Below are 24,980 nucleotides of genomic sequence, written 5' to 3'. Positions count from 1 at the left end.
CGACTCAGAGCAGCTTGCGGAGCTTCATCAGGTCGAACGGATTCGCCTTGATCGAGATTCGGCGGGCCGCCACCGCCCGGGTCACGTCGAGTTCGCCGCGTACCAGCGCGAGCAGGTCGTCGCTGGTGGCGATCAGCGCGATCTTCGCTTTCGGGTCGTCGCCGTCGGCGAGATCGATGAGCCGGCCACCGGTCAGCCGTCCGTGGAAGGCGGCGTCCAGGTCGGTGACGCGGCAGGCCAGCGTCCGATCCAGGTCGATGCGGTCGCGGACCCGGTCCGCGTTGTCGTCCAGCCGTGCGGCCAGATCCTGCAACGCCTGTCGGCATTCGTCCACGCTGGCCACCGGCGCCCCCTCGTCTCGTGCCACGTCTCCCGGCACGGTACCGCACGGGGGACCCGTGCCGGCCCGGTAGCGTGACAGCAGCACATCCCGACCCCCGCGGAAGGACTCAGGTATGCAGGACGCGTGGCGCGCCTACCTCGAGCTGGCGCTGGGCCTCACGGAGGCGCCCCGGAAGAAGGCACAGGACGCGGTGCGGCGCGTCGTCGGCTCCGGCGGGGCGACCGCCGCGCAGTTGCAGGCGCTCGCCGAGGAGCTGGTGGCGACCAGCGCGGCAAACCGGGAGGCGCTGACCAAGCTGGTGCGGTTCGAGGTGGACCGGGCGTTGGGCGCGGTGGGGCTGGCCACCGCGGACGAGGTCGCCGAGCTGACCCGACGGGTCCACGAGCTGGAGCGGCAGCTACGGGAGGCACGGATCCCGGCGGCGGCCGACGGGGTCGCCGGTCCGGCGACGCCCGGCAGCGCGGCCGGGGGCACGGTCGCGAAGAGAACCCCCTCGGCGGTGCGCCGTGCCACCGCGCCGGCCGACGCCCGGGTGGTCGTCCGGCCCGCGGCCGAGCCCACCGGTCGCCCGACGAAGTCCAAGGCCCAGCCCTCGACGAAGTCGAGGACCCAGGCTCCGGAGCAGCCGAGGACCCAGGCTCCCGCGAAGCCGAAGGACGGGACTCCCGCGAGGGCCCAGGGCCAGGCTCCCGCGAAGCCGAAGGACGGGGCTTCCGGGAGGGCCGGGACCCGGGATCCCGAGACGACGAAGGACGGGGCGGAGGCCCCGGCGGGGGCCACCAGGACGCGCAGGACGCCGGGGAGGAAGGCGACGACGCCCGGCGAGGCCCCGGACGGAGCTCAGCGGACGTCCGGCGACGCCGGGACGACGACCTCCGGTGGCGGGGCGTGAGCCGGCCGGGGTGTCGTGTCGGGGCGCGGCGGTGAACGCGTCGCCGCGGCCGGGTCCGCCGCCGGGTGGTCCACGTCCCGGGCCGCCGGTCGGCGGCCGGCCGGGCCTGCCGCCGCGGGCCCTGCCGGAGCATCCGGTGACCGGCGCCGACGTGGTCGACCCGACGCCGGACGACGGCGCACATCCGGCGGTCGACGCGGCTGTGCGGGCGATCGTGAACGCCGCCGCCCTGACCCCGGCCGACCAGATCCCGCACTACGAGGCCGCCTACCAGACGCTGCGGGAAACCCTCGCCACCATCGACCAGACCTGACCCACGGAGAACCGCACCCCATGGCACGTCGCAACCGGCTGGATGCCGAACTCGTCCGCCGCGGTCTGGCCCGGTCCCGGGAGCAGGCCGCCGGCCTGGTGGAGGCGGGCCGGGTCCAGCTTCGCGGGGTGGTGGCCCACAAGGTCGCCGCGATGGTCGACCCGGCCGATCCGCTGCTGGTCACCGGGGACGACCCGACCTCCGAGTACGTCTCCCGGGGCGGGCACAAGCTGGCCGGCGCGCTTGCCGCGTTCACCCGGCTCGTGGTCGCCGACCGGCGCTGTCTCGACGCCGGCGCGTCGACCGGGGGTTTCACGGACGTGCTGCTGCGGGCCGGCGCGGCCGAGGTGGTGGCCGTCGACGTGGGGTACGGGCAGCTGGCCTGGCCGTTGCGTACCGACGAGCGGGTCCGGGTCTTCGAGCGGACCAACGTGCGGACGTTGACGCCCGGGACGATCGGCGGGGCGGTCGACCTCACCGTCGCCGACCTGTCGTTCATCTCGCTGCGGTTGGTGCTGCCGGCGCTGGCCGGGTGCACCCGGTCGGACGGCGATCTGGCGTTGATGGTCAAACCGCAGTTCGAGGTGGGCCGGGAACGGGTCGGCGCGGGCGGGGTGGTCCGGGATCCGGCCCTGCGCGCCGAGGCGGTGCTCGACGTGGCCGCCGCCGCGGCGGACCTCGGTCTCGGGTTGGTGGACGTGGCGGCCAGTCCTCTGCCGGGGCCCAGCGGCAACGTCGAGTTCTTCGTATGGTTACGCGGGGACGCCCCAGCGGCCGACCCGGAGCGGGTCCGGTCGGTCGTGCTGGCCGGACAGAGAGGGTGAGGCGGTGGGCGTGACTGACCCGGTGAGCCGGACGGCCCTGCTGGTGACCCACACCGGCCGACGGCGCAGCACGGAGCACGCCGGGGCGGTCGCGGCCGACCTGGTCGCGGCCGGTTTCGAGGTGCGGGTGGTCGCCGAGGAGGCCGACGACCTGGACCTGCCCGCCGGCGTGGTGCCGGTGAGCGGGCCGGACGCCGCGGAGGGCGCCGAGATCGTGTTCGCGCTCGGCGGGGACGGCACGTTCCTGCGGGCGGCGGAGCTGGCGCGCCCGGCGAAGGCTCCGCTGCTGGGGATCAACCTCGGTAAGGTCGGCTTCCTCGCCGAGGCGGAGATCGACGACCTGGACCTGGCCGTCCGGGACGTCGTCGAGCGCAACTACACCGTGGACGAACGGCTCACCCTCGACGTGACCGCCGAGTTCGAGGGCGGCCCGACCATCGAGTCCTGGGCGCTGAACGAGGTGAGCGTCGAGAAGGGGGAACGGGCCCAGATGCTCGAGCTCCTGGTCGACGTGGACGGCCGGCCGCTGTCCCGGTACGGCTGCGACGGGGTGGTGTGCGCCACGCCCACCGGCTCCACCGCGTACGCGTTCTCCGGGGGCGGCCCGGTGGTCTGGCCCGAGGTGGAGGCGCTGCTGCTGGTGCCGATCAGCGCGCACGCCCTGTTCAGCCGGCCGCTGGTGACCGCGCCGACGTCGATCTTCTCGATCACCGTGGACCCGTTCACCACCCTGGCGGTGTTGAGCTGCGACGGCCGGCGGGTGTACGACCTGCCGCCGGGGGCGCGGGTCACCGTCCGTCGGGGCACGCTGCCGGTGCGGGTGGTCCGGCTGCGGGCCCGCTCCTTCACCGACCGGTTGGTGGCGAAGTTCGGCCTGCCGGTGCACGGCTGGCGGGGCAACCGCAGGTGAGTCCGGTCTCCCCGGCTCCGGGTCGGTCCTGATCCACGCCCGGGTTGTCCACAGCCCGGGTCGCGTCGGCTGGTCAACTGTCACCGACCGCGTCTACTGTCGGTGGCTGTGCTGGAAGAGCTGCGCATCACCGGACTGGGCGTCATCGAGGACACCACGCTGCCGTTGACCGGCGGCATGAACGTCATCACCGGCGAGACCGGCGCCGGCAAGACCATGGTCGTCACCGGCCTCGGGCTGCTGTTCGGCGGTCGGGCCGACGCCGGCCGGGTCCGCGCCCAGCCGGGTCGGGCGGTGGTCGAGGGGCGGCTGCGTCTCGCCGGGCGGGTGGCCGCGTCGGTGCACGCCCGGATCGTCGACGCCGGCGGTGAGCCGGACGAGGACGGTTCGGTGCTGCTGAGCCGTACGGTCACCGTGGAGGGACGTTCCCGGGCGCACCTGGGCGGGCGGAGCATGCCGGTGTCGATGCTGGGTGAGGTCGGCGAGCAGGCGGTGGCGGTGCACGGTCAGTCCGACCAGTTGCGGCTGCTGCGGCCGGCGGAGCAGCGGGCCGCGCTGGACCGGTTCGCCGGGCCGGCGCACGAGAAGCTCCTCGACGAGCTGCGTGAGGCGTACGGCCGGTGGCGGCGGGTGGTCGACGACCTGGCCGACCGGCGGCGCAACGCCCGGGAGCGCCACCAGGAGGCGGACCTGCTCCGGCTCGGCCTGGACGAGATAACCCGGGTGGATCCGCAGCCGGGCGAGGACGACGAGCTGAAGGTCGAGGCCCAGCGGCTGGAGCACGCCGAGGGGTTGCGGACCGCCGCGCAGATCGCGCACCAGTGTGTGGCCGGGGGAGCGGAGCCGACCGACGAGGTCCCGGACGCGACCGCGTTGCTGGGCGCTGCCCGCCGGGCGCTGGAGGCGCAGGCCGGCACGGATCCGGCGCTGGCCGACCTGGCGGCCCGGTTGGAGGAGGCGGCGACGCTGGTCGGGGACGTCTCGGCGGAGCTGTCGGCGTACCTGGCGGCGTTGGACGCCGACCCGGCCCGGTTGCAGGTGATCTACGAGCGTCGGGCCGCGCTGCGCGCGTTGACCCGCAAGTACGCCGACGACGTCGACGGGGTGGTGGCGTGGGCGGAGCGGGCCCGGGCCCGGCTGGCCGACCTGGACACCTCCGACGAGTTCCTCGACGAGCTGGACCGGGAGCGGCAGCGGCTGGCCGTCGAGGTGGCCGACCTGGCCGGTCGGCTGTCGGCGTCCCGCCGGGAGGCGGCGGACCGGTTCGCCGGGGAGGTCACCGTCGAGTTGGCCGGGTTGGCGATGCCGCACGCCCGCATCGAAGTGGCGGTGCTGCCGCGGCCGGTCGGGCGGACCGAGCCGACCCTGACCGTGGACGGGTCGGAGGTCGGCGTCGGGCCGGACGGCGTGGACGAGGTGGAGTTGCGGCTGCTGGCCCATCCGGGCGCCCCGTCGTTGCCGTTGCAGCGGGGCGCGTCCGGTGGCGAGCTGTCCCGGGTGATGCTCGCCATTGAGGTGGTGTTCGCCGGCTCGGGTGGTCCGCCCACGTTGGTCTTCGACGAGGTGGACGCGGGGGTGGGTGGTCAGGCCGCGGTGGAGATCGGCCGTCGGCTGGCCCGGTTGGCCCGCAGCCACCAGGTGCTGGTGGTCACCCACCTGCCGCAGGTGGCCGCGTTCGCCGACCGGCACCTGGTGGTGGCGAAGGACACCGGCGGCGCGGTGACCACCAGCGGGGTGCGGGTGGTGGAGGACACCGAGCGGGCCCGGGAGCTGGCCCGGATGCTCGCCGGTTTGCCCGACTCCGATTTGGGTATCGCTCACGCGGAGGAGTTGTTGGCGGTGGCATCCCGGGAACGGCGGCCCTGACCCGGCGTTTGTGAGCGCAGCCACACCGGCGTGCGCTCCGGTGTGCTTCCCTGGGTAGGCGGCCCTGCTCAGGCATGTCGCGGTGGAAAACCCTGTTCCCCATGCCAGGATGGTCCCGATGCGTCTACCCACCTTGCGCCGTACCCGTAGCGCGGAACCAGGCTCGGTCGCCGGCGTCGCGCGCCTCGACCGTCGCACGAAACGTCTGGTCGGCCGGCTGCGGCCGGGCGAGGTCGCGGTGATCGACCACGTCGACCTGGACCGGGTGGCCGCCGACTCGCTGGTGGCGGTCGGGGTCGCCGCCGTGCTCAACGTCAAGCCCTCGGTCTCCGGTCGCTATCCGAACCTGGGGCCGGAGGTGCTGGTCGCCGCCGGCATCCCCCTCCTGGACGACCTGGGGGAGAGCGTCTTCCAGCGGATCCGCGAGGGCGACGTGGTGCGCGTCGAGGGGAACACCGTCTTCGTCGGCGAGGAGCCGGTGGCGCACGGCATCCTGCAGGACGCCGAGACGGTGGCCAAGGCCATGTCCGACGCCCGGGAGGGGCTGTCGGTGCAGTTGGAGGCGTTCGCCGCCAACACCATGGACTATCTCCGGCAGGAGCGCGACCTGCTGCTCGACGGGGTCGGCGTGCCCGACATCCAGACCCCGATCCGGGGGCGGCACTGTCTGATCGTGGTGCGCGGCTACGACTACAAGGAAGACCTGGACGTGCTGCGGCCGTACATCCGGGAGTTCAAGCCGGTGCTGATCGGCGTCGACGGTGGCGCGGACGCGCTGGTCGAGGCGGGCTACACCCCCGACATGATCATCGGTGACATGGACTCCGTCACCGACGACGTGCTGCGCTGCGGCGCCGAGGTGATCGTGCACGCGTACCCGGACGGGCGGGCGCCGGGTCTGGCCCGGGTCGAGGGGCTGGGGGTGCGGGCGCAGACTTTCCCGGCGGCGGCCACGAGCGAGGACCTGGCCATGCTGCTCGCCGACGAGAAGGGCGCGTCCCTGCTGGTCGCGGTGGGTACCCACGCCACCCTCGTCGAGTTCCTCGACAAGGGGCGCGGTGGCATGGCCTCGACGTTCCTGACCCGGCTCAAGGTGGGCGGGAAGCTGGTCGACGCCAAGGGCGTCAGCCGGCTCTACCGGCAGAGCATCTCCGGATCGTCCCTGCTGCTGCTGGTCCTGTCCGCGGTGGCCGCGATGGCCTCCGCGGTGGCCGTCTCCACCGTCGGCAAGGCCTACCTGGGCGTGGTCTCGGAGTGGTGGGACAATTTCGTGTTCCAGCTCGGCCAGCTCTTCTAGCTCCCGACCGATCAAGAGGCTGCAAGCGTGATCAATTTTCGCTACCACGTGGTGTCCCTGACCGCGGTGTTCCTGGCGTTGGCGATCGGCCTGGTGGTCGGCACCGCCGCGCTCAACGGTCCGGTCGCGGACTCGCTGAAGGAGACCGTCAACTCGTTGCGCAAGGACAACCAGTTGATGCGTCAGGCGGTCAACGACATGGAACGCGAACTGGAGTTGGAGGAGGAGTTCGCCGCCGAGATGGCCCAGGCGTTCCTGCCTGGCTCGCTCACCGGCAAGCGGGTCCTGGTGCTCAGCCTGCCCACCGGACGGGACCACACCGAGGGGGTGCTGAGGATGCTCCAGCTCGCCGGGGCCAACGTCACCGGCCGGGTGGACGTCCAGGACAAGTTCATCACCCCGGACAACAACAGCAACCTGCTGGAGCTGGCCCAGACCGCCGCCGGCCCCACCGGCGCCCCGACCGACGGACTGCCCGGCAACGGGCACGGCGTGGAGACCTCCAGCGCCCTGCTGGCCACCGTGCTGCTCGACCACACGCCGCCGGTGAGCGAGCCGGACCGCAAGGCGGTGCTCGCCGCCTACAGCAACGCCGGGTACCTCGCCGCCGCCGACGGGGTCACCGGGGCCGCCGAGGCCGTCGTGGTGGTCAGCGGCCAGCCGTACGTGGACAAGGAGGCGGCGCGCAAGGACGAGTCGGTGGTGAAGATCGCCGAGCAGTTCGACCGGACCGGCGCCATCGTCGTCGGCGGCAACGGCTCGACCAGCGGCAACCTGGTCGCCGTGGTCCGGGCCGACCCGGTGCTCGCGCAGACCGTCTCCACGGTCGACAACGCCAACACCGTGCAGGGCCAACTGGTCACCGTACTCGCCCTCGTGCAGCAGCTCACCGAGAAGAAGGCCGGACAGTACGGCGTGGGCGACGGCGCCGGATCCCTGGTGCCTACACTGCCCAAGTGAGCGAACGAAGCGCCCGGATGTCCGTCTCCGCCCGCCCCGCCCGCCGCCGGTGGTGGTCGGCATGAGCGCCGGTCGGCTGCTCGCCGCCGGAGTCGGCGCGGTCGCCGCCCGCTACCTGCTACGCGAGGTCCGCGCCACGCCGTACGCGCCAGCCCTGGAGCGCACCAACTTCCGGGGCGCGACGGTCACCCTGGCCGCCGGCCCGGCGCTGGCGGCCGGGGCGGCCACCGGCGCGGCGTTCGGCGCGCCCGGCCCCGCCGCCGGGGCGGCCGTCCTGGTCGCCGGGCTCGGGGCCGGCGCGGTCGGGCTCTACGACGACGTGGTGGGGTCCCGTCCCGAGCAGAAGGCGGCCAAGGGCTTCGCCGGTCACCTGGCCGCGCTGCGCGAGGGCATGGTCACCGCGGGCCTGGTCAAGGTCGCCGGGGTGGGGCTGGCCGGGCTGGCCGCCGCCGCCCTTCTCGCCGCCGATCCGACGGTGGCCGGGCACCGTCGTCGCCGACGCCAGGGCCCCCTGGGCCGGACCACCGACGTGCTGCTCGGCGCGGGAGTGGTCGCCGGCACCGCGAACCTGCTGAACCTGCTCGACCTGCGTCCCGGCCGGGCGTTGAAGTCCGGCATCCTGCTCGGCGCGCCGCTGGCCCGGGGCCGGCAGGGCGGGCTCGCCGCCGGCGCGGTCGGGGCCGCCGCCGGGCTGATCCGCGATGACCTGGACGAGCAGGTGATGCTCGGCGACAGCGGGGCCAACGCGCTCGGCGCGGTGCTCGGTGTGGCGCTGGCCGCCCGCACCGGGCCGGTCGGGCGGGCCGGCCTCCTGGCGGTGCTCGCCGGGCTCACCGCGGCCAGCGAGAAGGTCAGCTTCACCCAGGTCATCCAGCGGACCCCGGGGCTGCGTGAGCTCGACGCGCTGGGCCGGCGCCCGGTCTGACGTGAGCGCGCCGGCACCCCTCGCCGCGGCCGGGCGCCTCGCCGGAGCGGCGGCGCTCATCGCCGTCCTCACCGTCGCCGCCCGGCTCGCCGGGTTCGCCCGTACCGCGGTCTTCACCTGGGTGGTGGGGCCGACCGACCTGGGCGGCGCGTACCTCGTCGCGAACACCGTCCCCAACATCGTCTTCGAGATCGTGGCCGGCGGCGCGCTGGCCAGCCTGGTCGTGCCGCTGCTCGCCGGGGCGGTGGCGGCCGGCGACCGGGCGGCCGTGGCCGCCACCACCGGCGCGCTGCTGACCTGGACGCTGACCCTGCTGGTGCCGTTGGCGGTGCTGGTGGCCGTGGCGGCCGGGCCGCTGGTCGGGCTGGTCGGCGACGGTCTCACCGCCGACCAGCAGGCCACCGGCGCGCGGATGCTCCAGGTGTTCGCCCCGCAGTTGCCGCTGTACGGGGTCGGCATCGTGCTCACCGGGGTGCTCCAGGCACACCGTCGGTTCGCCTGGCCGGTGCTGGCGCCGCTGCTGTCCAGCCTGACCGTGATCGTGGTGTACCTGACCTTCCTCTGGCGGGCCGGCAGGTTGCCCGGGATCGGTGACGTGGGTCTCGCCGACGAGCTGGTGCTCTCCGGCGGCACCACCCTCGGCGTGGTGGTGCTGTCGCTGTCGCTGCTGGCGCCGCTGCGCCGGCTCGGGGTGCGCCCGCGGCCCGGGTACGCCTTCGAGCCGCGGGCGCGGGCCCGGGTCGGCGGGCTGGCGGTGGCCGGCGCGGTCACCGTGACCGCCCAGAACCTCGCCCTGCTGGTGATCATCAACCAGGTCTCGTTCGGTCCGGTGTACGCGCCGGCGGCGTTCAACCTGGCGCAGACGGTGTACCTGCTGCCCTGGGCGGTGCTGGCGGTGCCGTTGGCGGTGGCCGCGTATCCGACGCTCGCGGCGGCGGCCTCCGGCGGAGACGCCGACGGCTACCGGGCGACCCTCGCGCCGACCGTTCGCGGGGTGCTGCTGTTCAGCTGCCTCGGCGCGGCGGCGCTGGTCGGCACCGCGCAGCCCGTCGCCGCGTTCTTCCTGCCGGAGTCGTCGGCCGGGCCGGCCGCCGCGGCGGTCGTCGGGTACGCGCCGGGCCTGCTCGGCTACGGGTTGTTCGCGGTGCTCTCCCGTGCCCTCTACGCCCGGGGCGACACCCGGGCGGCCACCGTGGCGATCACGGTCGGCTGGCTGGCCGTGCCGGCGGTCGCGGTGCCGCTGGGCGTCCTGCTCCCGGTCGACGACCGGGTCCTCGCCGTCGCCGTCGCCAACAGCGCGGGCATGCTGCTGCTCGGCGCGCTGCTGCTGGTCGCGGCGCGGCGGTCGGCGGGCCCGGCGGCGCTCGCCGGCAGCGCCCGCGCCGGGGCGGCCGGGCTGCTCGCCGGGTCGGTGGCCGCGCTCGCCGGGGTCGGGGTGGCCCGGGCGCTGGCCGGGGTCGGTGACGGCACCCCGACGACAGCCGGGGCGTTGGGTACGGGCATGCTGTCCGGAGTCGTGGTGGGTGTCGTGTTCCTCGCCGTGGCGTACCCGGCCGATCGGCGGGACGTCCGGCCGCTGCTGGCCGGTGTGCTCCGCCGGCTCCCCGGCCGGGTACGGGCCGGCGGCCCGGGTCGGACGCGGCGAGGACGAGAGGTGAATCGGTGAGTGCCAGGAGTCAGGCCGGGTGGCCGGGCACGGTCGCCCTGCTGCTCGCGTCGAGCACCGGCGGGGTCGGTCAGCACGTCCGCTCGGTGACCCGGGGGCTGGTCGACGGTGGCGCGTCCGTGCTGGTCTGCGGGCCCGCCGCCACCCAGGAGCAGTTCGACTTCGTGGGCGCGGGGGCGCGGTTCACCCCGGTGGAGATCCCGGCGAGCCCGACCCCGGCCGACGCGCGCGCGGTGGTGGCGCTGCGCCGGGCGTTGGCCGCCTCGCCGGTCGACGTGGTGCACGCGCACGGGTTGCGGGCCGGTCTGGTGGCGGCGCTCGCCCGACCCGCCGCCCCGCTGGTGGTGACCTGGCACAACGCCGTGCTCGCGGGAGGGCTGCGGGGTCGGCTCTCCGGGCTGGCGGAGCGGCTGGTCGCCCGGCGGGCCCGGGTGGCGCTGGGCGCCTCCAGTGACCTGGTGGCCCGGGTCGCCGCGGTGGGCGCCGCCGACGTCCGGCTCGCCCCGGTGGCCGCGCCCGCGCTGCCCGTGCCGCGCCGGCGGCGGTCGGCGGTGCGGGCCGAGTTCGGTGTCGCCGCCGACCAGCCGTTGATCCTCTCGGTCGGCCGGCTGCACCCGCAGAAACGGTACGACGTGCTGGTCGACGCCGCCGGCCGGTGGCGGGACCGGACCCCGCCCCCGGTCGTGGTGATCGCCGGGAGCGGTCCGGCGTACCTGCCGCTGGCCGCCCGGATCTCCGCCGCCCGCGCGCCGGTGACCCTGCTCGGGCACCGCGCCGACGTGGCCGACCTGCTCACCGGGGCGGATCTGGCCGTGGTGACCAGCGACTGGGAGGCCCGCCAGTTGTTCGCGCAGGAGGCGCTGCGGGCCGGCGTGCCGCTGGTGGCGACCGACGTGGGTGGCCTGCCGGAGCTGGTCGGTGACGCCGCGGTGCTGGTGCCGCCGGGCGACGTCGAGGCGGTCGACCGGGCGGTCGGCGCGCTGCTCGACGACGAGACCCGCCGGGCCGACCTGGCGCGCCGTGGCCTGGCCCGGGCGGCCGACTGGCCGACCGAGGCGGACACGGTGGCCGCTCTGGTCGCGATCTACGCCGACCTCGCGCCGCCGCCGGGGCCGCGATCCGGGCCGGTCGAGCCGCACGCCGGGCCGACCCGGCCGACCGGGCCGCGGTCCGGACCGGACGCCGGATCGGATCTCGGGCCGGCCGCGCCGGACGCCGCGACGGGACGTGGTTGATGCTGCGCCGGATCGCACCGCTCCTGCTCACCCTGGTCGTGGTGGTGCTCGGGGTGACCGCGCTGGCCGCCGAGCCGGACGACACGACCCGCCGACCCGAGGCCGACTTCGTCGTCCTGGTCGGGGTGCCCGGCCTGCGCTGGGACGACGTGGACCCGGAGAACACCCCGACGCTGTGGCGGATGGCCGAGCAGGGCTCCATCGGCTCCCTGTCGGCGCGTTCGGCCCGACGACCGACCTGCCCGGTCGACGGCTGGTTGACCCTGGGCGCCGGGAACTACACGGCGTGGAACGCGAACCGGCCGGCGGGCGCCTGCCCTCCGGTGGACGTGACGGTGCAGCAGCCGGACGGTTTCGGCGCGAACCTGCCCGAGCAGGAGAGCGTGGTCGCGCACAACCAGGACCGCCTGCCGTGGGGCGCGGTGCCCGGCGCGCTGGCCGAGTCGGTGCGCTGCACGGTGGCGGTCGGCCCGGGCGCGGCGGTGGCCGCCGCCCGCCCCTTCGGCCGGGTGGACCGGTACGAGCCGGCGCTGCCTCGTGACCCGGCCGGGCTGCTGGGCACCTGCGTGCTGAGCATCGTCGACCTGGGGACGGTCGGTGGTGAGAACCGGGCGGCCCGCGACGCCGCCGCCCGACGGGCCGACACGGCTCTGGCCCGGGTGCTGGCCGCCCGGCCGGCCCGTTCGCTGGTCCTGGTGGCCGGCGTCTCGGACACCGCCCAGCCGTCCCGACTGCACGTGGCCATCGCCGACGGCCCGGGGTGGGAGAGGGGCTGGCTGACGTCGGAGAGCACCGGGCGGGAGGGTTACCTGCAACTGGTCGACCTGGCCCCGACGGCGTTGGCCACCCTCGGTCGGCCGCTGCCGGAACGCAACTTCCTCGGCCGGGTGGCCACCCCGGTCGACGGCCGTCCGTCGGACCTGCACACCGCCATCGACGCCCCGGCCGGCGCGGACCGGGAGGCCAGCGCCCAGGGGCGGGTGGCCCGGTGGTTCTTCGTGCTGCTCGCCGGTTTCCAGGTGGCGCTCGCGGTCGCCGTCCTGCCGCTGCTGCGCCGGGCCCGGCGGCGGGCCGGACCGGCGGTCCGGGCCCCGGTGGCCCGGCCGGTGGTGGCGGTGGTCGAGACGCTGCTGGTGGCTGCCGCGCTGGCCATCCCCGCGGCGCTGTTGGCCGACCTGGTGCCGTGGTGGCGGGGTCAGCACGCCGGCTGGTACTTCGCGGTGGTGACCGTGGCGTTGCTGGCCGGCGCGACCGCGCTGGTCCGGCTGGTTCCCGGCCACCAGCGGACCCTCGGGCCGCTCGGCGTGGTCGCCGGGCTGACCGCGCTGGTCGTCGGCGCGGACGTGCTCACCGGGGCCCGCCTGCAACTCAACGGCGTGGTCGGTTACTCCGCCCTGGAGGGCGGCCGGTACGCCGGTCTGGGCACGGTCGGTCTGGGCGCGTTCACGGCCGGCGCGTTGCTGACCGCCGGTTGGCTGGCGCAGCACGTGGGTCGCCGCTGGCGGCCGACCCTGGTGGTGGCGCTCGGCGCGGCGGCCGTGGTGATCGTGGGCAGCCCCTACTCCGGCGCGGACTCGGTCGGCGCGATCGCGTTGTCCGCCGGGGTGACGGTCGCCGCGGTGATCTGCACCGGTGGCTGGCTGACCCTGAGTCGGCTGACCTGGGCGACGTTGGCGGGAGTCGCGGTCACCATCGGTCTGGGCGTGCTGGACCTGCGCCGTCCGCCGGCGGACCGGGGTGGGCTGGGTCGGTTCCTGGCCGCCCTGGGCGACGGTACGGGCGGGCTGACCGTGCACCGCGCCAGCACCGCCAACTTCGAGACCCTGATCGGCAGCCCGTTGACCGTGTTGGCCGTCGTCGGCGCGGTGCTGGTGTGGTTCGCCCTGCTCCAGCCCTGGGGCGGGTTGATGCGGCTGTTCGGCATCTACCCGGCGATCCGGGCGGCGATGGCCGGTACGGCGGTGGCGGCGGTGACCGGCGGGCTGCTCGGCGGGGCGGCGCTGGACGTGGCGGGCGCGGCTGCCGCGCTGGTGGTGCCGATGGCGGCGCTGACCTCGCTGCGGGTGCTCGGGCACTCGACGGACCGGACCCAGCCGCCGGGGAACCGGCCGCAGGACTTCGTCGCCGGCGCCCGGCCGGCCGTCGACCAGGCCCGGGAGCCGGTGACGGAAGGCGGGCCGGGCGACCGCCCGGATTCCGACGCCGCGGGCGACGCCGACGCGGCGGGCAGGGGCGAAGCCGCAGGCGGGGGAACGCCGCCGGAGCCGTCGGGTGGCGCGGTGGGACGGGCGTCCCGGTCGTCGACGGAGACCGCGACGGCCTGAGCCCGGCGGCGCGAGACGTCGCGGTCGCGCGGGGGCCGGGCCGGTCGGCGCGCCCTGCTTCTCGGCCGCAATGACGACGTTGTCGCCGTGGTGGCGTGGTCTGCCCGGCGGTCCTGCAACAAACCTGCACGTCTCAGCCCTTGCGATGCCGGCAAGCGCTTTCCTAGCCTGGTGTTTCATCGATGTTTCGGCATCTGGTCAGGCCGGGACGCCCGCCCGACGCCACGTGCGGCTCGGGTCGTGGGACGCTGCCCGCCGCGCTCACCGAGGAGCTCGACAGTGAAGACGACAACGAGACTCAAGCTCGTCACCGGCGGCGTCGCCCTGGTCGCGGTGGGCGCGGCGCTGCCGATGGCCACCGCGTCGGCCGGCGCCGGTGGTGACCCGGGCCGCGCCGGCATGCCGGCCCTGGCCAGCGGACCCAACCTCAGCCTCGGGGCCGACGCCGACGGCTCCAGCAAGGCCAGCGGCACGAGCTACGGCAACGTGGTCGACGGCGACCTGGGCACCTACTGGTCGCCGAGCGGGTCGACCGGTCGCATCTCGGTCAAGTGGGGATCGGCGACCACGGTGGGCGCCGTCGTCATCCGGGCGGCCTCGGGCGGCGGCGCCATCGGGTCGTGGCGGGTCGTCAACAACGACACCGGCGCGGTGCTGGCCACCGGCAGCGGAACCGGTGAGATCAGCTTCCCGCCGGCCTCACTGAAAAAGATCAACTTCGAGATCACCGGCGCCAGCGGCACGCCCCGGGTCGCCGAGTTCGAGACCTACGCCTCGACGGGCGCCCCGCCGACCACGCCGCCGCCCACCACGCCCCCGCCGACCACCCCGCCCACCACGCCCCCGCCGTCGGGCAGCACGCTCTACGTGGCGCCCAACGGCAGCGACGGCGCCGCCGGAACCGAGGCGAACCCGACGACGCTGACCTCCGCGATCACCCGGATCCCCGTCGGCGGGACGATCTACCTGCGGGGCGGCACCTACCGGCAGACGCAGACCATCACCATCGGCCAGAACAACAACGGCACGTCCAGCGCCCGCAAGAAGCTGTTCGCGTACCCGGGGGAGACCCCGGTGTTGAACTTCTCGGCCCAGAGCGAGGACCCGGCGAACCGGGGACTCGAGGTGGGCGGGTCGTTCTGGCACATCCACGGCATCGTCGTCGAGCGGGCCGGGGACAACGGCATCCTCCTGGCCGGTAACAACAACATCATCGAACGGGTGGTGACCCGTCACAACCGGGACTCCGGGTTGCAGTTGTCGCGGCTGGTGGCCGGCGCGCCGCGTGACCAGTGGCCGTCCGACAACCTGGTGCTGAGCACGGTGTCGCACGACAACGTCGACTCCGACGGCGAGGACGCGGACGGCTTCGCCCCGAAACTCACCGTCGGCTCCGGCAACGTCTTCCGGTACACCGTGGCCCACCACAACATCGACGACGGCTACGACCTCTACACCAAGAGCGACACCGGCCCGATCGGCGCGGTGACCATCGAGTCCTCCCTCGCCTACGACAACGGCACCCTCAGCAACGGAGGCCAGGCCGGCAACGGCGACCGGAACGGATTCAAGCTCGGCGGCGAGGACATCGCGGTGAACCACACCATCCGGGGCGCCATCGCCTACCGCAACGGCAAGCACGGGTTCACCTACAACCGCAACCCGGGCACGATGACCGTGTCGAACAACGCCAACATCGGCAACACCGAACGCAACTTCAACTTCGACGGCGGCTCCTCGGTGTTCCGGAACAACACCTCGTGCGACAGCGGTTCGAACGACCGGGTCGTCGGCAACGCGGACGGCTCGAACCAGTTCTGGGCCGGCACGAACGGCTCCCGGTGCGCCCAGTACTCCGGCGCGCTCGGTTGGTCCTTCGCCGCGGACGGCCGCCTCGTGGTGACCTTCGGTGGCCGGATCGTGACGCCGTAACCGTTCCGCCCCACCCGGGCGGGGCGCGGCGGCCGACGACGCCCGCCGGCCCCGTCCGGGGCCCCGGCCCGCCGGGTGCGACCCGGGGCCGACCCGGGTGAGGTGTTACCGTGGAATCCCGTGGATCGCGTGATCAGTTGGCTGATCGGCACGGCGGTCTGCACGACCGCGACAGACGACACGGGAGCAGGCCTTGGCCCCATCAGCACGGACGACCAGGCACATCTTCGTCACCGGGGGCGTCGCCTCCTCGCTGGGTAAGGGGCTCACCGCCTCCAGCCTCGGCAACCTGCTCACCGCCCGCGGGCTGCGGGTGGTGATGCAGAAGCTCGACCCGTACCTCAACGTCGATCCGGGGACGATGAACCCGTTCCAGCACGGCGAGGTGTTCGTCACCGAGGACGGCGCGGAGACCGACCTGGACGTCGGCCACTACGAGCGGTTCCTCGACCAGGCGCTGTCGGGCAAGGCGAACGTCACCACCGGCCAGATCTACTCGGACGTCATCGCCAAGGAGCGGCGCGGCGAGTACCTCGGCGACACGGTCCAGGTGATCCCGCACATCACCAACGAGATCAAGTCGCGCATCCTGGCGATGGCCGACCCGGACGCCGACGGCAACGTCCCGGACGTGGTGATCACCGAGGTCGGCGGCACGGTCGGCGACATCGAGTCGCTGCCGTTCCTGGAGGCGATCCGCCAGGTCCGCCACGACCTGGGCCGGGACAACTGCTTCTACCTGCACGTCTCGCTGGTGCCGTACCTGGCCCCGTCGGGCGAGCTGAAGACCAAGCCGACCCAGCACTCGGTGGCCCAACTGCGTAACATCGGCATCCAGCCGGACGCGCTGGTCTGCCGCTCCGACCGGGACATCCCGGACAAGCTCAAGCACAAGCTTTCGCTCTACTGCGACGTGGACCGGGAGGCCGTCACCGCCGCCCCGGACGCCCCGAGCATCTACGACATCCCCAAGGTGCTGCACCGGGAGGGCCTCGACGCGTACGTGGTGCGCCGGCTCGGCCTCTCCTTCCGGGACGTCGACTGGTCGGCCTGGGACGACCTGCTGGAGCGGGTGCACCACCCCCGGCACACGGTGACCGTGGCGGTGGTCGGCAAGTACGTCGACCTGCCCGACGCGTACCTGTCGGTCAGCGAGGCGATCCGGGCGGCCGGCTTCCACCACCGGGCCCGGGTGAAGCTGCGCTGGGTGCCCAGCGACGACTGTGTCACCCCGGCGGGCGCGGCGGCGGCCCTGGCCGGCGTGGACGGCATCGTCATCCCCGGCGGGTTCGGGGTGCGCGGCATCGAGGGCAAGATCGGCACCGCCCGGTACGCCCGCGAGAACGCCGTCCCGCTGCTCGGCCTCTGCCTCGGACTCCAGTGCATGGCCATCGAGGTGGCCCGCCACCTCGGCGACCTGGCCGGCGCGAACTCGCTGGAGTTCGACGAGGAGGCCGCGCACCCGGTGATCGCCACCATGGCCGACCAGGAGGACATCGTCGCCGGCAAGGGCGACCTGGGCGGCACGATGCGGCTGGGCGCGTACCCGGCGACGCTCACCGAAGGCTCGATCGTGGCCGAGGCGTACGGCAGCACCGAGGTCAGCGAGCGGCACCGCCACCGGTACGAGGTGAACAACGCCTACCGGGACGCCCTCACCAAGGCCGGTCTGCACGTCTCCGGCACCTCCCCGGACGGTCGGCTGGTCGAGTTCGTCGAGCTGGACCGCGAGCTGCACCCGTTCTTCGTGGCCACCCAGGCGCACCCGGAGCTGAAGAGCCGGCCGACCCGCCCGCATCCGCTCTTCGCCGCGTTCGTCCGGGCCGCGGTCGACTACTCCGAGGCCGACCGGCTGCCGGTCGAGCTGGGTGAGGTCGCGGGGCAGCCGACCACCCCGGGCGGGGCCGGGTCGGGGTCCGCCGGCCGCTCCGGCGGGTCGACCTCCCACGACGGCGTCACCGCCGACGCCGCCGACCCCGCGACGGCATCGGCGTCGTGACCGGGGCCCGGTACGAGCTGCGCGGCCGGACCGAACGGTTCGCCGGGCGGATCTTCCAGGTGTTCAGCGACGAGGTGGCGATGCCGGACGGCGGCACCGCCGTCCGGGACGTGGTCCGGCATGTCGGCGCGGTGGCCGTGGTGGCCCTGGACGACGCCGGCCGGGTGGTGCTGGTCCGGCAGTACCGGCACGCGGTCGGTGACTACCTCTGGGAGCTGCCGGCCGGGCTGATGGACGTCCACGGCGAGGACCTCGCCGGGGCGGCGCTGCGCGAGCTGGCCGAGGAGACCGACCTGACGGCCGCCCGGGTGGACGTGCTCGTGGACCTGCACAGCTCGCCCGGTTTCTCCAGCGAGCGGGTCCGGGTGTTCCTCGCCCGTGACCTGGCCGAGGTGCCGACGGACCAGCGGCACGACCGGCACGACGAGGAGGCCGACATGCAGGTGACGCGGGTGGACCTGGACGAGGCGGTGGCCCGGGCGTTGGCCGGTGAGATCACCAACGCCGCCTGCGTGGCCGGGCTGCTCGCCGCGGTCCGCGCCCGGGACGCCGGTTGGGCGCCGCTGCGCCCGGTCGACGCGCCGCTGCCCCGCTGACCGGTCCGGGGTCTCCGCGCCCACGCCGCCGCGGGAGGGCGGCTGCGCCGCGCACGGCGAGGGGGCCGTACGACGGCGTCGTACGGCCCCCTCCGCTCGGGCCGGCGGTCAGTCGCGCAGCGGTCGGCCCTGGCCGTCGACGCCACCGTTGATCAGGATCAGGATGCCGTCGACGAACCCCCAGAGGCTGCCGATGCCGCAGGTGACCAGGGTCACCACGAGCTGGATCACGCCGGTCTTCGTGTCGCCCATGTAGAACCGGCCGACGCCGAAACCGCCGAGCACGATCTGGAGGATGCCGGCGACGACCTTGCTCTTGTCGGAGACGCCGCCGGGGTGCTGGTACGCAGGGTAGGTCATGAGGCGACACCCTAATGATCCACTTCGCTGCTGTCCGCACCGAGTCGGGGCCGATGAGACGACAAGGGGCGAACACTGTCCCAACGGCCGAGGTCGGCTCACGTTGTCGGCCAGGTATGCCTGACACATCGTCAGGAGAGCCGCTCACGGGGTGTCACTCTGCAGGCTGTCCGGGCCGGCCGACCCGCCTAGACTGCGGCGCACAGGGGCAGTGGACCGCGGCGGCGACGGGGCTGCCGTCGCACCGGGCGGACCGGGCGCAAGCGGCCCGGGGGAGAGGTGTCGTCGTGAAGGTCGGTATCCCGCGCGAGGTCAAGAACCACGAGTACCGGGTGGCGATCACGCCGGCGGGCGTGAACGAGTTCACCCGCCACGGTCACCAGGTCCTCGTCGAGTCCGGGGCCGGCGCCGGGGTCGGCATCACCGACGAGGAGTTCGCCGCCGCCGGCGCGAAGATCCTGGCCACCGCCGACGAGGTGTGGGACACCGCCGAGCTGGTGCTCAAGGTCAAGGAGCCGATCGCCGAGGAGTACCCCCGCATGCGCGAGGGGCAGGTGCTCTTCACCTACCTGCACCTGGCCGCCTCCCGGGCGTGCACCGAGGCGCTGCTGGAGCGGAAGGTCACCGGCATCGCGTACGAGACGGTCGAGCTGCCGGACCGTTCGCTGCCCCTGCTCGCCCCGATGTCCGAGGTGGCCGGCCGGCTCGCCCCGCAGGTGGGGGCGTACCACCTGCAACGGCAGGGCGGCGGGCGCGGCATCCTGATGGGCGGCGTCTCCGGCGTGTACGCCGCCAAGACCGTCGTCATCGGGGCGGGCGTGTCCGGCATGAACGCCGCCGCGATCGCGCTCGGCCTGCAGGCCGAGGTGCTGCTGCTGGACAAGAACGTCGGGCGGCTGCGCCAGGCCGACGCCATCTACCGGGGGCACCTCCAGACGGTCGCGTCCAACGCGTACGAGATCGAACGGGCCGTGCTCGACGCGGACCTGGTCATCGGGGCGGTGCTGGTGCCCGGCGCGAAGGCCCCGACGCTGATCTCCAACGAGCTGGTCTCCCGGATGAAGCCGGGCAGCGTGCTGGTCGACATCTCCATCGACCAGGGCGGCTGCTTCGAGGACTCCCGTCCCACCACGCACGCCGAGCCGACCTACCAGGTGCACGACTCGATCTTCTACTGCGTGGCGAACATGCCCGGCGCGGTCCCGCACACCAGCACGTACGCGCTGACCAACGTGACCCTGCCGTACGCCCTCGAACTGGCCAACCAGGGCTGGCGGGAGGCGCTGCGCCAGGACCCGGCGCTGGCGCTGGGCCTCAACACCCACGCGGGTCGGGTGACGTACGGCCCGGTCGCCGACGCGCACGGGCTGAGCGCGCTGCCGCTGGCCGAGGTCCTCGGCTGACCGGCCGCCGTCCGCCCGCCCCGCCGCCGACCACCGTGCCGCAGCCAGCCGCGCCGACCGGACCGGACCGGACCCCGTGACCGCCCTGCCGGCCGACCCGGAGCGCACGACGGCCGTGCCGGTCTACCCGGCTCCGACGCCCGCCGCGCCCCCGGCCGCCGCGCCGGCGCTGCGTCGGGTCGTGCGCGGCTACCTGGACCACCTCACCGTCGAGCGGGGCCTGTCCGCCAACACCCTCGGGTCGTACCGCCGGGACCTGGAGCGGTACCTGGAGACGCTGGCCGCGACCGGCGTGACCGACCTGGCCACGGTCGGTCCGGCGCAGGTGGAGGCGCACCTGGCCGCGTTGCGCGCCGGCGACGACGGGCGCCCCCCGCTGGCCGTGTCGTCGGCCGCCCGCGCCGCCAGCGCCGTACGTGGCCTGCACCGGTTCGCGCTGCGGGAGGGGCTGGTCGGCGCGGACGCCAGCCGGGACGTCCGACCACCGACCCCGCCGCGCCGGCTGCCCCGGGCACTGCCCGTCGAGGACGTCACCCGGCTGCTGGACACCGCCGGGTCGGCGCGCGCGGCCGGCGACGGCGCGCCGTTGGCGCTGCGGGACCGGGCGCTGCTGGAGTTCCTGTACGGCACCGGCGCGCGGATCTCCGAGGCGGTCGGCGCGGCCGTCGACGACGTGGACCCGGCGGAGGGGACCGCGTTGCTGCGCGGCAAGGGCGGCCGCTCCCGCCTCGTCCCGATCGGCGGGTACGCCACCGAGGCGTTGCGCGCGTACCTGGTGCGGGCCCGCCCCGGACTGGTCGCCGCCGGCCGGGGCACCCCGGCGGTGTTCGTCAACGCCCGGGGCGGCGCGCTCTCCCGGCAGGGCGCCTGGACGATCCTGCGGCGCGCCGCCGAACGGGCCGGCCTGCCGGTGGACGGGCCGGACGCCGTCTCCCCGCACACCCTGCGCCACTCGTACGCCACCCACCTGCTCGACGGCGGCGCGGACGTGCGGGTGGTGCAGGAGCTGCTGGGTCACGCGTCGGTGACCACCACCCAGGTCTACACACTGGTCACCGTGGAGCGGTTGCGGGAGGTGTGGGCCACCGCCCACCCCCGGGCCCACGGCTGACCACGCCCGGCTTCCGACGGCCGTCCACGGTCGGCCGGCGGGCCGGGCCGACGTGTCGGCGGCGCTGTGTCGATCGTCACGGCCGCGGGAGCCGGGCCGGTGGCGGCCCCGGGCCCGGCCGACACGCCGACCCGGTGGCGACCAGCCTGCGCGAACGTGGCGTACAGTCGGCATCGGGCGCGGACCTCCTGGGGGCGACAGACCGGGGTGCGCAGCGGCGCCGCAGAGGGACGTCGGACGGCTCCGACGCCGGGTGGTCGTCGGGAGGGGGCAACAGGACATGGCTGGCAACGGTGACCGTGCCGAGACGTGGACGTCGGAGCTCCGTGAGCAGCAGGCCACGCTCGGCGCGGACCTCGGTCCGGCCGACCCGGCCGCCTACACGATGCGCAAGCCCATCCCCGAGCCGATGCCCACCGACCGGCACGGCCCGGCCCGGATCATCGCGATGGCCAACCAGAAGGGCGGCGTCGGGAAGACCACCACCACCATCAACCTCGGCGCGGCCCTGGCCGAGTACGGCCGCAAGGTGCTGCTCGTCGACTTCGACCCGCAGGGCGCGCTCTCGGTGGGGCTGGGGGTCAACCCACACAACCTGGACCTGTCCGTCTACAACCTGCTCATGCAGGACGACGTCACCGCCGAGGACGTCCTGATCAAGACGGACGTCGCGGGCCTGCACCTGCTGCCGGCCAACATCGACCTCTCCGCCGCCGAGATCCAGCTCGTCAACGAGGTCGCCCGGGAGATGGCGCTCGCGCGGGTGCTCAGGAGCATCCGCAAGGAGTACGACTACATCCTCATCGACTGCCAGCCGTCGCTGGGCCTGCTCGCCATCAACGCGCTGACCGTCGCGCACGGCGTGCTGATCCCGCTGGAGTGCGAGTTCTTCAGCCTGCGGGGCGTGGCGCTGCTGCTGGACACCATCGACAAGGTGCGCGAACGGCTCAACTTCGACCTGGAGCTGGAAGGCATCCTCGCCACCATGTACGACAGTCGCACCACGCACTGCCGGCAGGTGCTCCAGCGGGTCGTCGAGGCGTTCGGCGACAAGGTCTACCAGACCGTCATCACCAAGACGGTCAAGTTCCCGGAGTCGACGGTGGCCGGCGCGCCGATCACCACCCTCGACCCGGCCTCCTCGGGGGCGCGCAACTACCGGCAGCTCGCCCGCGAGGTGATCGCCGCGCAGGCGGAGCGGTAACCGGGGGCCGCGGGGCGTGGACTACGGTCGTCCGGTGACCGCGCCGCCCCTCGACCCCACCGCGCCCGCGCCGGCCGACCCGGCCGTGCCCGACGGTCCGGTCGACGGCGTGGTCGAGGGCTCGGGCTTCACCGTCCGGTTGGCGAACTTCACCGGCCCGTTCGACCTGCTGCTGCAACTGATCGGCAAGCACAAGCTCGACGTGACCGAGGTGGCGTTGCACCAGGTCACCGACGAGTTCATCGCGTACATCCGGGCGATGGGCGACGAGTGGGACCTGGACGAGGCCAGCGAGTTCCTGCTGATCGCGGCGACCCTGCTCGACCTGAAGGCGGCCCGGCTGCTGCCCGCCGCCGACGTCGAGGACGAGGAGGACCTGGCCCTGCTGGAGGCCCGGGACCTGCTCTTCGCCCGGCTGTTGCAGTACAGGGCGTACAAGGAGGCGGCGGCGCACATCGCGACGTTGGAGGCCGAGGGCGGCCGACGCTACCCGCGTGCGGTGACCCTGGAACCCCGGTACGCCCAGGCGCTGCCGGACCTGGTGCTCGGCGTCGGCCCGGAGCGCCTGCTCAGACTGGCGGTGAAGGCGATGACGCCGAAGCCGCCGCCGGTCGTCTCCATCGACCACGTGCACCTGGTGCGGGTCAGCGTCCGCGAGCACGCCGGCATCCTGGCCGACCGGCTGCGTCGGGCCGGCACCGCCACCTTCGCCCTGCTCTGCGCCGACTGCGAGGTCACCCTGGAGGTGGTGGCCCGGTTCCTGGCCCTGCTGGAGCTGTACCGGGAGGGGCTGGTCGGTTTCACCCAGGAGCAGGCGCTCGGTGAGCTGACCGTACGCTGGACCGGGCCGGCCGACGGGGCCGCCGAGCTGCGGGTCGACGAGTACGCCGGCGCGCCGTCCCCGACCGACGCCGCCGCCCGACCGACCATCGTCCCGCCGGAGCCGGAGCCGGAGCCGGAGCCGGAGCCGGAGCCGGAGCCGGAGCCGGAGGCCGTCGACGCCGCTGCCGGGACGACGACCCAGGAGGGGCCGGGATGAGCCACGAGGAACGCGCCCACTCCCTCGCCGACCAGGCCGCCGCCTGGGTGCCGCCCTGGGAACGCCGCCCTGCGCCCGCCCCGTCCGACGCCGACCAGCCCACCTCGCCCCCCGTTCCGGTGGACGCCGACCAACCCGGCCCGGCTTCCGTTCCGGCGGACGCCGGCCAGCCCGACGCGGCTTCCGTTCCGGCCGGCGCCGACCGGCCCGACCCGGCGCCGGTTCGGGCCGAAGCAGACCAGCCCACCCCGGTCGACGCCGACCGGCCCGCCCCGGCCCCGCCCCGGGGGCGCCGCCGGGTGGCGCGGGCCGAGCCCGAGCCGGTCCCGCCGATGGACGACGCGGAGCTGCGCGGGGCGCTGGAGGCGATCCTGCTGGTCGTCGACGAGCCGGTCAGCGAGACGACCCTGGCCCAGGTGCTGGACCAGCCCGCCACCCGGGTCGGAGGCACGCTGGAGCGGATCGCCGCGGACTACACCGCCGCCGGGCACGGCTTCGAGCTGCGGCGCGCGGCCGGCGGCTGGCGGCTCTACACCCGCCCGGAACACGCCCCGTACGTGGAGCGGTTCATCCTCGACGGGCAGTCCGTCCGGCTCACCCAGGCCGCGCTGGAGACCCTGGCGGTGGTCGCCTACAAGCAGCCGGTCACCCGGGGCCGGATCTCCGCCATCCGCGGTGTCAACTGCGACGGGGTACTCCGTACGCTGGTCTCCCGCGGCCTGGTCGAGGAGTGCGGCGCCGAGCCGGACAGCGGCGCCTTCCTCTACCGGACGACCACGTTGTTCCTGGAGAAACTCGGCCTGGACAGCGTCCACGACCTGCCGCCACTTGCCCCTTTCCTGCCCGACGACGTAGAAGAGTTCGCCGATGCCACGACCCGATGACCGCACCCCCAAGCCCGACGCGCCCGTCTACGAGGGGGCCGAACGGCTCCAGAAGGTGCTCGCCGCCGCCGGGGTCGGGTCCCGCCGCGCCTGCGAGGACCTGATCTTCCGTCGTCGGGTCACCGTCAACGGGCGGGTGGCCCAGCTCGGTGACCGGGCCGACCCGACCCGCGACGTCATCCACGTCGACGGCGAACGCCTCCAGGTCGACACCCGGTTGGTGTACCTGGCGCTGAACAAGCCACGCGGAGTGGTCTCCACGATGGCCGACGAGAAGGGGCGTACCGCGCTTGCCGACTTCATCGGCAACCGGGTCGAGCAGCGGGTCTACCACGTCGGGCGGCTCGACGCGGACAGCGAGGGCCTGCTGCTGCTCACCAACGACGGTGACCTGGCGCACAAGCTGACCCACCCGTCGTACGGGGTGCCGAAGACGTACCTGTGTCAGGTCTCCGGGGTGATCCCGCGCAACCTCGGCAAGCGGCTGATGGCCGGGGTGGAGCTGGAGGACGGCCCGGTCACCGTCGACTCGTTCAAGGTGGTGGACACCCTGGGCAAGACCGCCCAGGTGGAGGTGACCCTGCACGAGGGGCGCAAGCACATCGTCCGGCGGTTGCTGGACGAGGTCGGGCATCCGGTGAGCCGGCTGGTGCGTACCTCGATCGGGCCGATCCGGCTCGGTGACCTGCGTGCCGGGCGTACCCGGCGGTTGACCAACGCCGAGGTCGCCGCGTTGTTCCGCGCGGTGGGTGACTGACCCGGCGGTCGCGGGTACCGCAGAAAGCGGCGGCCGGGCCGGGTGGCGTGCGTCGCGGCCGGTCGGTGGCCGGTGCGGTCGGGTCCGAGCCGCCAGGCATGATGGACCACGTTGGGTTACCGCTCGCGGGCGTCGGCGTT

21 protein-coding genes and 1 pseudogene are annotated in these 24,980 nt (G+C 74.5%); 20 read left to right on the top strand and 2 right to left on the bottom strand.

The window, feature by feature from the left end:
- Positions 1–4 precede the first annotated feature (4 nt).
- A complete protein-coding gene (locus tag O7606_RS08090; RefSeq protein WP_281599551.1) occupies positions 5–343 on the bottom strand; it encodes an SCP2 sterol-binding domain-containing protein in 339 nt (112 codons plus the stop codon).
- A 112-nt stretch (positions 344–455) separates the two neighbouring features.
- On the opposite strand from O7606_RS08090, the gene O7606_RS08085 reads away from it, so the two are divergent.
- The 14 genes and pseudogenes from O7606_RS08085 to O7606_RS08020 all read left to right on the top strand — a co-directional run bounded on the left by O7606_RS08085 (position 456) and on the right by O7606_RS08020 (position 18,082).
- Complete coding sequence (locus O7606_RS08085) at positions 456–1,235, top strand: hypothetical protein (protein WP_281598440.1); 780 nt, start codon at positions 456–458, stop codon at positions 1,233–1,235.
- On the top strand, positions 1,222–1,548 hold the full coding sequence (locus O7606_RS27600; protein WP_348651139.1) for a hypothetical protein: 327 nt from the start codon (positions 1,222–1,224) through the stop codon (positions 1,546–1,548). Before O7606_RS08085 ends, O7606_RS27600 begins: the two co-directional genes overlap by 14 nt.
- Before the next feature lie 20 nt (positions 1,549–1,568).
- Complete coding sequence (locus O7606_RS08075) at positions 1,569–2,372, top strand: TlyA family RNA methyltransferase (RefSeq protein WP_281598438.1); 804 nt, start codon at positions 1,569–1,571, stop codon at positions 2,370–2,372.
- A 22-nt stretch (positions 2,373–2,394) separates the two neighbouring features.
- Positions 2,395–3,282 (top strand): NAD kinase, encoded by an 888-nt coding sequence (locus O7606_RS08070; protein WP_281599549.1) that lies wholly within the window; start codon positions 2,395–2,397, stop codon positions 3,280–3,282.
- A 108-nt stretch (positions 3,283–3,390) separates the two neighbouring features.
- Complete coding sequence (recN, locus tag O7606_RS08065; RefSeq protein WP_281599548.1) at positions 3,391–5,148, top strand: DNA repair protein RecN; 1,758 nt, start codon at positions 3,391–3,393, stop codon at positions 5,146–5,148.
- 118 nt (positions 5,149–5,266) lie between these two features.
- A complete protein-coding gene (gene steA / locus O7606_RS08060; protein ID WP_281598437.1) occupies positions 5,267–6,445 on the top strand; it encodes a putative cytokinetic ring protein SteA in 1,179 nt (392 codons plus the stop codon).
- A gap of 27 nt (positions 6,446–6,472) precedes the next feature.
- Positions 6,473–7,405: a copper transporter gene (locus tag O7606_RS08055; protein ID WP_281598436.1), complete on the top strand. Its 933-nt coding sequence runs from the start codon at positions 6,473–6,475 to the stop codon at positions 7,403–7,405.
- Positions 7,406–7,466: 61 nt separating this feature from the next.
- The gene (locus tag O7606_RS08050; protein ID WP_281598435.1) at positions 7,467–8,330 is read left to right on the top strand and encodes a hypothetical protein; all 864 of its coding nucleotides are present in this window, start codon (positions 7,467–7,469) and stop codon (positions 8,328–8,330) included.
- Between the two features lies 1 nt (position 8,331).
- Positions 8,332–9,996 carry a lipid II flippase MurJ gene (locus tag O7606_RS08045; protein ID WP_348651138.1) on the top strand — a complete coding sequence of 555 codons (1,665 nt, stop codon included), beginning with the start codon at positions 8,332–8,334 and terminating at the stop codon, positions 9,994–9,996.
- A pseudogene (locus O7606_RS08040) lies at positions 9,993–11,099 on the top strand (glycosyltransferase family 4 protein); the annotation flags it as partial. The gene O7606_RS08045 and the pseudogene O7606_RS08040, both read left to right, overlap by 4 nt.
- Positions 11,100–11,230: 131 nt before the next feature.
- Positions 11,231–13,555 carry a hypothetical protein gene (locus tag O7606_RS08035; protein WP_281598434.1) on the top strand — a complete coding sequence of 775 codons (2,325 nt, stop codon included), beginning with the start codon at positions 11,231–11,233 and terminating at the stop codon, positions 13,553–13,555.
- A gap of 279 nt (positions 13,556–13,834) precedes the next feature.
- A complete protein-coding gene (locus tag O7606_RS08030) occupies positions 13,835–15,487 on the top strand; it encodes a cellulose-binding protein (RefSeq protein WP_281598433.1) in 1,653 nt (550 codons plus the stop codon).
- A 193-nt stretch (positions 15,488–15,680) separates the two neighbouring features.
- On the top strand, positions 15,681–17,486 hold the full coding sequence (locus O7606_RS08025) for a CTP synthase (RefSeq protein WP_281598432.1): 1,806 nt from the start codon (positions 15,681–15,683) through the stop codon (positions 17,484–17,486).
- Positions 17,483–18,082, top strand: coding sequence for an NUDIX hydrolase (locus O7606_RS08020; RefSeq protein ID WP_281598431.1), 600 nt, complete (start codon positions 17,483–17,485; stop codon positions 18,080–18,082). The genes O7606_RS08025 and O7606_RS08020 overlap by 4 nt, the downstream gene beginning before the upstream one ends.
- A 108-nt stretch (positions 18,083–18,190) precedes the next feature.
- On the opposite strand, the gene O7606_RS08015 is transcribed toward O7606_RS08020, so the two are convergent.
- The gene (locus tag O7606_RS08015) at positions 18,191–18,526 is read right to left on the bottom strand and encodes a TM2 domain-containing protein (RefSeq protein ID WP_348651159.1); all 336 of its coding nucleotides are present in this window, start codon (positions 18,524–18,526) and stop codon (positions 18,191–18,193) included.
- A 203-nt stretch (positions 18,527–18,729) separates the two neighbouring features.
- Here O7606_RS08015 and ald point away from each other — a divergent pair, with 203 nt between their 5' ends.
- The 6 genes from ald (at position 18,730) to O7606_RS07985 (ending at position 24,840) form a co-directional block, all read left to right on the top strand.
- Positions 18,730–19,845, top strand: coding sequence for an alanine dehydrogenase (ald, locus tag O7606_RS08010; protein WP_281598429.1), 1,116 nt, complete (start codon positions 18,730–18,732; stop codon positions 19,843–19,845).
- A 115-nt stretch (positions 19,846–19,960) separates the two neighbouring features.
- The gene (locus O7606_RS08005; protein WP_281599546.1) at positions 19,961–20,956 is read left to right on the top strand and encodes a site-specific tyrosine recombinase XerD; all 996 of its coding nucleotides are present in this window, start codon (positions 19,961–19,963) and stop codon (positions 20,954–20,956) included.
- 280 nt (positions 20,957–21,236) lie between these two features.
- Positions 21,237–22,160, top strand: coding sequence for an AAA family ATPase (locus tag O7606_RS08000; protein ID WP_036375269.1), 924 nt, complete (start codon positions 21,237–21,239; stop codon positions 22,158–22,160).
- A 34-nt stretch (positions 22,161–22,194) separates the two neighbouring features.
- Positions 22,195–23,199 (top strand): ScpA family protein, encoded by a 1,005-nt coding sequence (locus tag O7606_RS07995; protein ID WP_281598428.1) that lies wholly within the window; start codon positions 22,195–22,197, stop codon positions 23,197–23,199.
- Positions 23,196–24,083: an SMC-Scp complex subunit ScpB gene (scpB, locus tag O7606_RS07990; RefSeq protein ID WP_281598427.1), complete on the top strand. Its 888-nt coding sequence runs from the start codon at positions 23,196–23,198 to the stop codon at positions 24,081–24,083. Before O7606_RS07995 ends, scpB begins: the two co-directional genes overlap by 4 nt.
- The gene (locus tag O7606_RS07985) at positions 24,067–24,840 is read left to right on the top strand and encodes a pseudouridine synthase (RefSeq protein ID WP_281598426.1); all 774 of its coding nucleotides are present in this window, start codon (positions 24,067–24,069) and stop codon (positions 24,838–24,840) included. The genes scpB and O7606_RS07985 overlap by 17 nt, the downstream gene beginning before the upstream one ends.
- Positions 24,841–24,980 lie beyond the last annotated feature (140 nt).

Origin of the sequence: Micromonospora sp. WMMD882 (assembly GCF_027497255.1) — a bacterium.
Lineage (GTDB): Bacteria > Actinomycetota > Actinomycetes > Mycobacteriales > Micromonosporaceae > Micromonospora.
Note: the sequence above shows the minus strand (reverse complement) of the source record. Positions and strands in the feature narration are given on the sequence as shown.

Excerpts from the sequence above, each read along its gene's own strand:
- O7606_RS08085 (WP_281598440.1), top strand. The coding sequence starts at position 456 with ATGCAGGACGCGTGGCGCGCCTACCTCGAGCTGGCGCTGGGCCTCACG.
- O7606_RS08000 (WP_036375269.1), top strand. The coding sequence starts at position 21,237 with ATGGCTGGCAACGGTGACCGTGCCGAGACGTGGACGTCGGAGCTCCGT.
- O7606_RS08050 (WP_281598435.1), top strand. The coding sequence starts at position 7,467 with ATGAGCGCCGGTCGGCTGCTCGCCGCCGGAGTCGGCGCGGTCGCCGCC.
- O7606_RS07985 (WP_281598426.1), top strand. The coding sequence starts at position 24,067 with ATGCCACGACCCGATGACCGCACCCCCAAGCCCGACGCGCCCGTCTAC.
- O7606_RS08075 (WP_281598438.1), top strand. The coding sequence starts at position 1,569 with ATGGCACGTCGCAACCGGCTGGATGCCGAACTCGTCCGCCGCGGTCTG.
- scpB (WP_281598427.1), top strand. The coding sequence starts at position 23,196 with ATGAGCCACGAGGAACGCGCCCACTCCCTCGCCGACCAGGCCGCCGCC.
- steA (WP_281598437.1), top strand. The coding sequence starts at position 5,267 with ATGCGTCTACCCACCTTGCGCCGTACCCGTAGCGCGGAACCAGGCTCG.
- O7606_RS08035 (WP_281598434.1), top strand. The coding sequence starts at position 11,231 with ATGCTGCGCCGGATCGCACCGCTCCTGCTCACCCTGGTCGTGGTGGTG.